Annotated in this window: 11 protein-coding genes; 10 read left to right on the forward strand and 1 reads right to left on the reverse strand. The window is 38.5% G+C overall.

The genetic code is table 11. From position 1 onward, the window contains the following. The 6 genes from ACFIL8_RS03400 to ACFIL8_RS03425 all read left to right on the forward strand — a co-directional run. Positions 1–597 (forward strand): ABC transporter permease subunit (locus tag ACFIL8_RS03400; protein WP_375688916.1); only part of this gene is annotated, 597 nt, incomplete at its 5' end. Then, positions 590–1,384, forward strand: a complete 795-nt coding sequence (locus tag ACFIL8_RS03405) for an ABC transporter ATP-binding protein (RefSeq protein WP_375612739.1) — start codon at positions 590–592, stop codon at positions 1,382–1,384. The genes ACFIL8_RS03400 and ACFIL8_RS03405, both read left to right, overlap by 8 nt. A 4-nt stretch (positions 1,385–1,388) precedes the next feature. Then, positions 1,389–2,429: a DNA polymerase III subunit delta gene (holA, locus tag ACFIL8_RS03410; RefSeq protein ID WP_375612738.1), complete on the forward strand. Its 1,041-nt coding sequence runs from the start codon at positions 1,389–1,391 to the stop codon at positions 2,427–2,429. A 1,956-nt stretch (positions 2,430–4,385) separates the two neighbouring features. Beyond that, a complete protein-coding gene (locus ACFIL8_RS03415) occupies positions 4,386–5,315 on the forward strand; it encodes a prephenate/arogenate dehydrogenase family protein (RefSeq protein ID WP_375612737.1) in 930 nt (309 codons plus the stop codon). A 410-nt stretch (positions 5,316–5,725) separates the two neighbouring features. Further along, positions 5,726–6,580: a YihY/virulence factor BrkB family protein gene (locus ACFIL8_RS03420; protein WP_375612736.1), complete on the forward strand. Its 855-nt coding sequence runs from the start codon at positions 5,726–5,728 to the stop codon at positions 6,578–6,580. 30 nt (positions 6,581–6,610) lie between these two features. Continuing rightward, a complete protein-coding gene (locus ACFIL8_RS03425; protein ID WP_375612882.1) occupies positions 6,611–7,087 on the forward strand; it encodes a YaiI/YqxD family protein in 477 nt (158 codons plus the stop codon). A gap of 2 nt (positions 7,088–7,089) precedes the next feature. Here ACFIL8_RS03425 and ACFIL8_RS03430 read toward each other — a convergent pair whose 3' ends face one another. Continuing rightward, positions 7,090–7,785 carry a TlpA disulfide reductase family protein gene (locus ACFIL8_RS03430; protein WP_375612735.1) on the reverse strand — a complete coding sequence of 232 codons (696 nt, stop codon included), beginning with the start codon at positions 7,783–7,785 and terminating at the stop codon, positions 7,090–7,092. A 32-nt stretch (positions 7,786–7,817) separates the two neighbouring features. Here ACFIL8_RS03430 and argH point away from each other — a divergent pair, with 32 nt between their 5' ends. From argH to ACFIL8_RS03450, 4 genes are all read left to right on the forward strand, one after another. Next, on the forward strand, positions 7,818–9,218 hold the full coding sequence (gene argH / locus ACFIL8_RS03435) for an argininosuccinate lyase (protein WP_375688918.1): 1,401 nt from the start codon (positions 7,818–7,820) through the stop codon (positions 9,216–9,218). Positions 9,219–9,269: 51 nt separating this feature from the next. Then, a complete protein-coding gene (locus ACFIL8_RS03440) occupies positions 9,270–9,449 on the forward strand; it encodes an LPS translocon maturation chaperone LptM (protein WP_375622099.1) in 180 nt (59 codons plus the stop codon). Between the two features lie 8 nt (positions 9,450–9,457). Continuing rightward, a complete protein-coding gene (gene lysA / locus ACFIL8_RS03445; RefSeq protein WP_375628585.1) occupies positions 9,458–10,738 on the forward strand; it encodes a diaminopimelate decarboxylase in 1,281 nt (426 codons plus the stop codon). Positions 10,739–10,864: 126 nt separating this feature from the next. Continuing rightward, on the forward strand, positions 10,865–12,515 hold a 1,651-nt coding region (locus tag ACFIL8_RS03450), incomplete at its 3' end, for a TIGR02302 family protein (protein ID WP_375688920.1).

Below are 12,515 nucleotides of genomic sequence, written 5' to 3' on the forward strand. Positions count from 1 at the left end.
GTTAATCTTCGTATTATGGGAATTATGGGAGGGTCTAATGTTAATTTAGCACTTGCTGATACGGCGTTAACCCCCTTTTATAATCTGTTTGGTTTGTCTGATATTTTTGTGCGTCCTCTTTTCGTTGGTATTGTGTTGCTCGTTATGGCGTTTTTGATTTGGCGCTTTTTGGAAAGTGAAATTGGTCTTGCTATGCGTGCAATGGGCGCTAATCCACGCATGGCGACGGCGCAAGGTGTCCATACATCAGCATTGATATATTTTGGAATGGGGCTTTCCAATGCGTGTGTGGCACTTGGTGGTTCTCTTTATATTCAAACTGCGATTGCAACAGATATTACCGGTGGAATTGGAACAATTGTTTTTGGATTGGCAGCCGTGATTATCGGTGAAACTCTCTTTCGTACGCGCAATATTTTTTGGATTATAATCAGCTGTATTGTAGGGTCTGTGCTTTATCGTGTGGCGGTGCAATTTGCATTTGAAGCAAATGGCATTGGCATTGATACGTCGACAGATCTTCAGTTGATTACTTCGCTGTTGGTTGTTTTAACCCTTATTGTGCCACGCTATTGGAGGAGGCATAAACGTGATTGAGTTTTTTCATGTTGGGGTCACATTTAAACCGCAAACACCTTTGGAAAAACAGGCTTTAATTGATATTAACCTGAAAATTGATCAGGGTAGTTTTGTTACGGTTATTGGTTCAAATGGTGCTGGTAAATCAACTTTGCTCAGTGTTTTAGCGGGTGCTACGCTTCCTTCAACAGGGAAAGTGGTTATCAATGGACAAAATGTTTCTAGGCAATCAGTCAGTGAACGCGCTGGAAAGATTGCTTGTGTTTTTCAAGATTCGTTAGAGGGAAGTTGTGGTTCTTTAACAATTGAAGAAAATTTGGCTCTTGCTGCTCTTCGAGGAAGTCGTCGTGGTTTGCATGCGGCTTTAAATCATGAGAAACGGCAATTTTTTCGAGAGAAAATTGCTCAATTAGGCATTGGTCTTGAAACATATATTCATAATCCTATGGATAGTTTATCAGGTGGGCAACGCCAAGCAGTTTGTCTTGTGATGGCAACATTAGCACATGCGGATGTTTTATTGCTTGATGAACATACCTCAGCGCTTGATCCTGGAATGGCTGATTTTGTGATGCGGTTGACTGAAAAAATCGTTGAAGAGAAAAAATTAACAACTATTATGGTGACTCATTCTATGCGTCAGGCTCTTGATTATGGCGATCGTACCTTGATGTTGCATGGTGGAAAAGTGATTTTGGATGTCTGTCATGAAGAGCGGAAGGGCTTGGATGTCAATGATTTAATTGGCATGTTTCAGAAAGTTCGCGGGGAAGTTCTTGATGATGATGAACTATTAATGGATTAATAGTGTGGCTCAGAAAAAAGCACATGAAGTTGATCAGTTTCTAATGCGTTTTTCACGTGCTTTTCCTATTGTTCTCATTTATGGGCCAGATCGTGGTCTTATTTGTGAGCGTGCACAATGTTTTGCAAAACTTACACGGGTAGCAATAGAAGATCCATTTTCGACAATTCGTTTGGATGCTGCTGAAATTGATAAAGATCCTGCACGTTTAGAAAATGAAGCGCGTACGTTATCGCTTTTTGGGGGAGATCGTTTGATATGGATCTCTAATGCTGCTAACCAAAAAGGTTTTCTTGCTGCCTTAAAACTTTTAATTGAGAAACCACCAGAAGCTTGTTTTATTCTCATTGAGGCAGGGGATTTAAAAAAAGGAACAGGGTTGCGCAATGCTGTTGAAACAGCATCAAAAGCGATGGCTTTACCCTGTTTTGCCGATGATATGCGGTCTCTTGACGGTTTGATTGATGAGGTTTTAGGACAGTTTAAGAAGACTCTTTCTTTAGATGCACGTAGATGGTTGCATGAATGTTTAGGGGCGGATCGCCTTGTATCACGCAGTGAATTAGAAAAGCTTTGTCTTTACGCTGCAAATGTTCATATTACTCTTGAAGATGTGAAAGCTGTTGTAAGCGATGTCAGTGCTCTTTCTCAAGATGAAGTCATTGATGCTCTTTTATTGGGCGATATATCAGGCTTTGAAGCGCATTTTAACCGACATGCAGCAGTGCAGGGGGCACTTTTTTTAATTTTGAGTACAGCTCAAAGGCATTTTCAGCAATTACAGCTATTGCGTTATCAGGTAGAGGTTGAAGGAAATTCACCTTTTACGGTGGTTTCTCAGGCACGCCCTCCCATTTTTTTTCAACGGAAAAAGATCGTTGAACAAGCTTTAAAATATTGGAAGTTAGAACAAATTTCTTATGCAATGGAAAGAATTCAGAGTGCTGTTTTAGACAGTCGTAAAAATCCACTTTTGGGCGAAGCTATCATTCGTCAAGTTTTGTTAGGGCTTACAATTATTGCACGACGCCAGATGGCAGCTTAACAGCCTAGAAATATAATGATTTTTTATTTTTGGTATACCACAGAGGTATTTTCAGTAATTAAAACTGTTATGCTATCAAGTAGAGGTTGATGGAACTTGTATTTTTGAGGATGCATTTTAGGAGCTTGAAAGCTTGATAGAAATTTTTCTTCAAAAGAAATAGTTTATTTTCAAAAGGCCATTTTGAAACAGTTTTATTATTTTGTTGTGTCGTAAAATACTGTTTTTAGGGTAGTGATACGAGGCCCATATCAAATTTTATGTGTTCGATGTTTTTTTGTGTGGGTATTTGGTGAATATTAGGTTGGTTCATAGAGTCTTAATGGAGTAACACCCCCATGTAAAACAGAGTATCTCAAACAACAGAAGACACTTGTATGGTAGATTCATACGCTTTCTTAGAAATATTTTTCAATGCGCGTCATATCTATTTCGCGGCGGTGTTTATGAATGGTGTAGAAGTAAAGTTCCTTGTGAAGAATATAAAACCCATAGAGCAACTCTATCTTTATGCTTAATAAAAGCGCAAGTCGACACTCATTATATACTTTGCTAGCCTCTAATGTTACTACAGTTTTTAGCATTAGAGAGCGTTTTTCATCATTTTTTCTCACATGTCTTCTTGTGACGTGTAGCCAAGAGATTTTAATTGATAAGAGGGTTTGTGATGGAAGAATTTTACAGTATTCGAAGTTATGATTCAAATTGAAAAAAAGTATTATTTTTATAAATCAATGTATTATAGATTAATTGAATCACTTAAAATAGTGAGCCAGAGGAATCTTTTAGACAAGAAAATGAATTGTTTGCAGATCAGTATGAATTAAGAATCTTCATGGGATGAGAAGAAAGTCAAAATAGATTATGATGAAAACCACAGCACCTATGGGGAAACTTTTATGTTTGATACAGAGATGATTATCTTAGCAATGAATGTGTCTCATAAACAGAGCTAGTCATTGTTTATTATTAATAATTTATTATTTTTCATATTAAATCAATCAGAACAATGTCTTTTGCACGTCATAAGTGGGGGGCGTGTGGATAAAAACTGTACAAGAAAGCACTAAAAATGCCTCTTATGAATGCTCTCAAATTCCAAGGTTTTTTGCAACATTGGGGGTAGGAAAATATAATGATAGTGTTTTATTTAAGTGTGAAGAGGGTCGTGCTTAATAGATTTATAGTTATAACATTTACGAACACTGTCGTGAGATAGGCTAGGGAGCGAGATGTCTTTTAAAACAAACCCATGAATTTGTAATCCAAATTTATTCTGTTGAGGGCGTTCTGTTTTACGTGAGGGGTGTGATTCCATTAAAGGGATATTCGGTGTTTTTGTTATCAAACTTTTTCTTTATTGAGAGGGCGTGTTTTTCTCATATTTATTTGATTTACGGTATCCGGAATCGGGAGAGGAAAATGTTTTTAATGGTATCTTTTGGTATGCGTTGTTTTACGGTGTTTTCAATATTCGCGAAACTTATGTTGATGTTGTAGGTGGAGGCGCAATACGTTTTATATAGGTCTAATGTACAAATTAATGAACGTATCGGGATAATTGGAGAAGAGTTAGTGTCTGCTTACGCTTTTGATGTGTTTTTTTGTGAGTAAATTAGTAAGATAAAGTAAACTGATGGGATTTTATGTAGAGTCGTTGTTATCCTAATTGAGAGTGCATTTTATTTTGTTTCGGTGATGCGCTTTGATCAGTAATTAAGAGGGAGTTTTAGAGCGTGATGTTAGATTTCTCGTCATTTATTTTTTATGTGTTTTCTAGGTAAAGTGATCTGTTGTCAGCTTGCGCAGGTGATAATTGGTAAACTGCGTTATTCTTTATTCCCTAGTTGTCATTTTTTAATGTTTTACGCATAACTCTTGAACAAACAAACAAGAAAATTGTGATTTTACAATTAGTCTTTATTGCCATTTGCAAAGAATCTTTGAAGGTGAAAGATGCTCCATACTCAGTTTGAAAAAATAGCACTCATTGGGATCGGTCTGATTGGGTCTTCTTTAGCAAGAGTGATTAAAAAGAAAAATCTTGCGGCTCAGATTTCTATTGCAACACGTCGTCCAGAAACCCTGAAAAGAGCGCGAGAATTGGAGCTTGGGGACTTTTATACGACAGATAATGCAAAAGCTGTTGAAGGAGCAGATTTGGTTATTCTTTCTGTTCCTGTTGGGGCTAGTGCAGAAGTGGCAAAAACCATTCGTGATCATTTAAAACTTGGAGCGATTGTGAGTGATGTTGGTTCTACGAAAGCGTTGGTTATTGCGGAAATGGCACCTTTATTGCCAAAAACGGTTCATTTTATTCCAGGGCATCCAATTGCTGGAACGGAATATTCAGGACCGGATGCTGGTTTTGCTGATTTATTTATGAATCGTTGGTGTATTTTAACGCCTTTTGCGGATAGCGATGCTGCTGCTGTCGCACAATTAACAGCGTTTTGGGAAGCTTGTGGTGCGCGTGTCGAAAAGATGGAACCTAAGCATCATGATCTTGTTTTGGCTATTGTTTCACATTTACCCCATTTGATTGCGTATAATACTGTTGGGACAGCGAGTGATTTAGAAAAAGTAACAAATTCGGAAGTGATTGCTTATTCCGCTTCCGGTTTTCGTGATTTTACGCGTTTAGCATCTTCTGATCCCGTTATGTGGCGAGATATTTGTTTGCATAATAAGGATGCTATTTTAGAAATGTTGAGCCGTTTTAGTGAGGGGCTTGCTTTTTTAGAACGGGCAATTCATTTAGGAGATGGTGAGACACTGTTTAACTTTTTTACACGTACGCGTGCTGTACGCCGCAATATTATTGATGCTGGACAGGAAATTGATGCTCCTGATTTTGGGCGTCAGAATGTTTCTAAAAAAGGGTGAGTAAAAACAAGAGGTTTTTGTTGAATTTCGTTGGTTTTTTCTAAAAACCGATAAGAAGTTTTTTCTCTACTCAGTCATAGATTGCAATAAAAAAGAGTGGCGATTGCTCCGATATAGATAACCATGACTTCAAAAGGTTTTATGTGTGCACGATCATCTTGCTTAGTTCTCTATAGGGCATATGATGTACAGAAGAGGTTACTGATCTGTAGAAGTAACAAAAAAATGAGGTCGTTGTAGAACTTCATAGAGTGGGTTATTGTTTTTGTTTTGGTATAAAGTCGGGCTTGACCGTATTGATTATTGACCGTTATATTGCAACATTGCAAAATGTTTATTTGCAGAGTTTTGATGATTTTTATAAAACTTGAAATAGACTGAGGAAGAGTTTTACCAGAAAGTATTGAGTTTTGTTAAAAAATATCTTTTGGTATAGCTATCGTATTTTGTGTGACGCAGTAAGTCATTATTGGCGTGATAATGGGAGTGCTTTTGCAAGCCATGTTGCGCTATCGGGGCTTTTAGCATTTTTCCCTTTTTTTATTTTTGGAACATCTTTTGCTCGTTTTCTAGGTGCTTTTACTTATACACCGCAAAAAATTAAAGCACTGGTGCAGTTATTGCCTGATGTTATTGCAGAGCCTTTATCTCAGGAAATTGTTAATGTTTTAACCATTCATCGAGGAGGTGTGTTGACGCTTTCTGTCATTGGAGCGGCTTATTTTGCTTCTAATGGGATAGAGGCTTTGCGTACGGCTTTAAATAAAGCTTACCGTGTTACTGATCGACGGAGTTTGTTATTTTGTCGTTTTCAAAGTCTGTTTTTTGTAATCCTTGGAGCTGTTGGTCTTGTTGTGATTAGTTTTTTATTGATTCTGGCGCCTTTGTTGATCAAAATTATGCAAAATCATTCTTTTTTTATGACTGAATATATTGCTGTTATTCGTGTATGGCGTTATACAGTTGCAATCGTTATTTTGTTTATCAGTCTTTTGATTGTTCATAAATGGCTTCCAGCAGGGCGGCGGAAAATTATAGATATTTTACCAGGAATAGTGGTGACAATGTTTATATGGTTTATGGCTTCTATCGCTTTTGCGCAATATTTAACGATGTTTGATTATATTTCTACCTATGCAGGGTTGGCATCTATTATGGTTGCTATTATTTTTCTGTACATATTGAGTGCAATTTTTATTTTGGGAGGAGAAATAAACGCGGCGATAATGTTTTATCGCAAGGATTTGCAACATTCAGATAAATGAAAGAGCTTATTATTGCTTGAAAGCCAAGGTATGATTATCCCAATAAAGCCTGCTATCACTTTGTTGATTGATGCAGATGCTTGTCCTGTAAAAGATGAAGTTTATCGTGTGATGAATCGTTATCAGCTTAAGACATTTGTTGTGGCAAATCGTTCTTTGTCCCTTCCAGATGAAGCACTCATTGAAAGAGTGGTCGTTGCTGGTGAATTCAATGGTGCTGATGATTGGATCGTAGAACATGTGCATGAGGCAAGTATCGTTATTACCAGTGATATTCCTTTAGCAGCGCGGGTTGTGCAAGCTGGGGGTTTTTGTCTTTCGCCAACGGGGCGTATTTTTGATGTAAATTCAATTGGTCAGGCTTTGGCGATGCGCAATTTGATGGAAGATTTGCGTGGACAGGGCAGTATAATAGGTGGTCCCCGTCCTTTTTCTCGTAAAGACCGTTCTGCTTTTTTGTCAGCACTGGATCTTGTTATACAACGTTTAAAAAGACGCGGTTATTAAAGTTATAGGGCTTCTTTAATGACTGCTTTTATAAGTGCTTTGGCATCGTCATTGGCCCATGGAGCTGCACCATTGAAGGAAGCAATGAGATATCCCTCTTTATCAATGAGCAATGTAATGGGGAGTCCTAAAGCGAGCCCCTGTTTTCTAACATTGTTGAAAATATCCATTGTTTCATCGCGATAGTAAAGCAAATTATCTGAATGAATATTCTGTAAAAATTGCTGAATTTTTTCAGGAGAAGCAGTTTTATCGATATTTATAGCTATGACATCAAAGTTTTCTCCACCTAATTCACGTTTTAATTGCGCAAGTTCAGGCATTTCTGTGCGGCAAGGTGCACACCAAATAGCCCATAGATTGACCAGCATTGGTTTTCCGATAAATTCGCTGAGTGTGTGCTCTTTTCCTAGAATATCCTTGAAAGAGAGTTTATTCATATCTGAGGGCGTATCAGCAAATCGTATGTGGCTAAAAAAGCCTTTTGCTGCTTTTCGTATCGCCATCATTTTTTCTGCTCGTGCTTTATCAGTATTTATTTCTTGTGCTTGTGCTGCTGAAATGAAATTGAAAAGAAAAAACTCTCTTTTGGTATCGTAGTTTATGGTTGCGTATAAACTCAATGCAATGATAAAGAATGCAAGGGAAAGTTGCCTTTTTTTATTGTTTTTTTTGCTGATGAAAATTTGAAAAATCATAATTTTGTCCTTTGGATGGGTGTTTTCAGAATATGACAGATGAGAAGTTAAAGAACCAAATGTGGGGTGGTCGGTTTGCGGCAGGCCCTGCTGCAATTATGGAAGAAATTAATGCTTCTATTGATTTTGATCAAAAACTTTATCGACAAGATATTGAAGGTTCTCTTTCTCATGTGGCTATGTTAGCGCAAACGAAAATCATTTCACAATCAGATTATGAAAAAATTGTTCATGGTTTGAAACTTATTCGCCAAGAAATTGAAGACGGTAAATTTGTTTTTTCACGAAAGCTTGAAGATATTCATATGAATATTGAAGCGCGGCTGAGCGAATTGATAGGTCCTGTAGCTGGGCGTTTGCATACGGCGCGTTCACGCAATGATCAAGTTGCTGTTGATTTTCGCTTGTGGGTACGTGAAGCAACGCAAAAGATAGCACAAGCTTTAAAAGGATTGATAGAGCAATTACTTATTCGCGCAGAACAACATGTTGATACCTTTATGCCAGGCTTTACGCATTTACAATTGGCTCAACCCGTAACATTGAGTCATTATATGATGGCTTATGTTGAAATGTTTGGTCGAGATTTATCGCGGATGCGTGATGCTCTTGAGCGAATGAATGAATCGCCTTTAGGGGCGGCTGCTTTAGCGGGGACAGGCTTTCCAATTGACCGTTTTATGACAGCAAAAGCGCTAGGCTTTCGCGAACCTACACGCAATTCAATTGATAGTGTTTCAGATCGTGACTTTGCATTGGAATTTTTAAGCGCTGGCGCTCTTTGTGCAACACATCTTTCACGTTTAGCAGAAGAAATAATTCTTTGGTCAAGTGAACAGTTTTGTTTTATTCATTTATCAGATGCTTTTTCAACAGGGTCTTCCATTATGCCACAAAAGAGAAATCCTGATGCGGCAGAGTTAGTACGAGCGAAAGCAGGTCGATTGAATGGTGCACTTATGGGATTGTTAACGGTGATGAAAGGATTACCGCTTGCTTATTCAAAGGATATGCAAGAAGATAAGGAATATGTGTTTGATGGGGCTTTGAGTTTGGAATTATCACTAGCAGCAATGACAGGGATGATTGCTGATTTGAAAGTGAATAAAAAAGCCATGAAACAAGCAGCGGATTTAGGGTATGCAACAGCTACAGATTTTGCGGATTGGCTTGTACGCAATTTAGGGATTCCTTTTCGCGAAGCACATCACATCACAGGGTGTGCTGTGGCATTGGCAGAAAAAAAACAGTGTCGCCTTCATGATTTATCATTAGATGAACTTCAAGCAATTTGTCCTGATATCAATGCGACACTTTTTGATGTTTTGACCGTTGAAAAATCTGTTGAAAGTCGTAAAAGCTTTGGGGGAACAGCGCCTTCAGAGGTTCTTCGGCAAATTGCGTATTGGAAAAAGCGTCTCGTGAGCGCTTGAGTGATTGTATTTTAAAGGTAACAAAGAGATCGAGATGAGGAAAGAGGACAGATGAAAATTATATTAAAGGGGTTGATAATTGTCCTTTTTGGGGGCTTGGGTATCGTTGGGTGTGGGCGTAAAGGGTCATTAGAGTTACCTCCTTCAACAGGAGTGAATTCTTCACAAGGAACTTTTGTTTCTCAAGGTAAAACAGATAAACCTTTTATTCTTGATCGGTTAATACAATAGGAATTTTTATGCGTTTTTTTTCTTATCATCAGGGTGTGCTTCACGCTGAAGGTCTTTCTCTTTTGGAACTTGCGCGAGAAGTTGAAACACCTTTTTATTGTTATTCAGCTAGCGCAATCGTTGCACATTTTAAAGATTATCAGAATGCATTTCATGATATGCCGAGTTTAATTGCTTATGCGGTTAAAGCGAATTCCAATCAAGCAGTTTTACAACTTTTAGCTAACAATGGAGCGGGAGCTGATGTGGTCTCAGAAGGGGAATTACGGCGTGCACTTGCTGTTGGTATTCCTGCGCAGAATATTGTTTATTCTGGTGTTGGTAAAACAGTGAGAGAAATAGATTTTGCTCTTGCACAAGATATTTATTGTTTTAACGTTGAATCAGAGCCAGAACTTGAACAATTATCGGCGCGGGCTGCTGCGCTTTCAAAAACGGCTCGTATTTCTTTACGCATTAATCCTGATGTGGATGCTAAGACTCACAAGAAAATTACAACAGGTAAGTCTGAGAATAAATTTGGTATTCCACTGTCTTTGGCGGGTGATGTATATAAAAAAGCAGCTCAATTGCCTGGTCTTCATGTGTGTGGTGTTGATCTCCATATTGGCAGTCAAATTTGTGATTTAAAACCGTTTGAAGATGCATTTGTTATTGTTGCAGATTTTGTGCGTCAATTATGGAATAATGGTTATGCGATAACCCATATCGATATTGGGGGCGGGCTTGGTATTCCTTATGGTTATGAGAAGCATCCAGTACCTTCTCCTTTTGAGTATGCAGCACTGGTAAAGAAACATATTGCGCCTTTAGGGATCAATATTATCCTAGAACCTGGGCGTAGTATTGTTGGTGAAGCCGGTGTGTTGGTGACATCGGTTGTGTATTTTAAAAAGGGGGAAGGACGAAATTTTGTTATTGTTGATGCGGCGATGAATGATTTCATGCGTCCAACGCTTTATGATGCGTGGCAAAATGTAATGCCAGTGAAAAAAACACCAATAGATGCCCCTCTGATTAATGCTGATATTGTCGGTCCTATTTGTGAAACTGGTGATTATTTAGGTTTGGAACGTTCTTTACCAGTGTTAAAAGCGGGTGATGTTTTGATGTTAACAGGAGCAGGGGCTTATGGCGCAGTGATGGCAAGCACTTATAATAGTCGACTTTTGGTGCCGGAAGTTCTGGTTCAGGATACGCGTTATGCAGTCATTCGTCCACGCCTTGATTATGCACAATTGATAGGCTGTGATCATATTCCAGATTGGATTGAGCCCAAATTAGATTGAGCATTATTAAATATTTTGGGTCTTATTTTTACTAAACTTTGATGAAACAATTTATTTTCTAGAAATTGTTTTGTATGGGGTTTATGATCTTAATGCACCACGATAAAAGGGGATAAATGCTTGTTTATGAAAAATAAAAACATCAAAGGTTTTGCAATGAAGCTTTTGTGTGTGCGCATTTTGATGTGGGGGATCCTTTCATTTGAACGGATGTGGGTACGGTTGTTGCCATTTTTCCTCGTTCTTAGTCTCTTTTGTTCGTTTAGCTGGTTGGGACTTTTTGGTATTTTGGGCTATTGGTCACATTTGCTCTTACTTGGGGTTATACTTATTTGTGCTGGGGCGAGTTTATTTTTTCTTATTCGTTTTCGGTTTCCCACAATGCGGGAAGTAAATTGCCGCCTTGAACGCGTCAATGATCTTAGACACCAGCCTTTGAATATTCAGACAGATCGTTTATGTTCTGAAAATGATGAAGATTTTAGTGCTGTTATTTGGCGTGAACATCAACGCCGAATGGCAAAGCAATTATACCATTTAAAAACTGGATTTATCTCTCTTAATAGTGCGGATTATGATCCTTTAGCTTTGAGGGCTTTGTGTGCTCTTCTTTTTGTGTGCGCTTTTAGTTTTTCTTTTGGTTCACAAGGGGGGCGTTTGGCTGATGCCTTTGATTTTCGTCCTATCGTTGATGAAAAACTCATGCGGATTGATGCTTGGGTAACACCACCTGCTTATACCGGTGTGGCACCGATTTATTTGACAAAAGATGAGAAAACACAACTAGAAATCCCTGAAGGGAGTAATGTTGTTGTGCGTGTTGTCAATGGGGCTGGCATTACAGTAAAAGCAAAGTCTGTAGAAGATGGGAGGGAAGTTTCGTTTTCAGAGAAAACGGAACAAACAGCTTTGAATGATCCAATTGTTCATTTTGAAACACATTTAAAGCATCCAATAAATTTATTTGTATCATCACGTCGTAAAAAACAGCAATGGCATTTGCAGATAATTAAGGACACGCTTCCAACAATTCATTGGTTGGAAAAACCAGGGAGGATTTTAACGGGATCATTGGAGTTACGATATGTGGTGGATGATGATTATGGTGTGACAAAGGCTTTTGTTGAAATAGAGCCTTTTCTTCCTCAGAATAAAAGTGCTTCTTCTCTTTATAATGCTCCGGAAATAGAACTTCTTCTTCCGCGTGGTGGAAAGGGGAAAATGCGAATGGTACAGGATATATCAGCGCATCCATGGGCGGGTTCGCAAGTCAAAATTACTTTGGTGGCAGAAGATGGTGCGGGGCAGAAAGGGCGTAGCAAAACTTTTGTTATGATATTACCACAGCGTGTTTTTTCGAATCCTGTTGCACGCGCAGTGGTTGAATTGCGTCGTCTATTAGCTCTTGATGCTTCTGTGAAAGAGCGTGTATTGGATATGCTTTCTGCTTTGCTTGTGCGTCCAGAAAAGGGGTTGCAAAATGCATCGCATTTTATTGTTCTACAAAGTGCGTGGACAAGACTTTCTTTAGCACAAACAGACGAGGATTTGCGCGATGTGGTGGATTATTTATGGCAAATTGCTTTGGGTATTGAAGACAATCAACTTGAATCCGTGCAAAAAAAGTTAAAACAAGCACAAGCTGCTTTACGTGATGCATTGCGTTACGGTGCTTCAGCGGCAGAAATTGAACGGCTTATGGCAGATTTACGTCAAGCTATGGATGAGTATATTCGTGCTTTGGCTGAAAAAGCACCGGATAGTCAAGTTTCTAAAA

Source organism: Bartonella sp. AP57NXGY, assembly GCF_042195805.1.
GTDB lineage: Bacteria > Pseudomonadota > Alphaproteobacteria > Rhizobiales > Rhizobiaceae > Bartonella.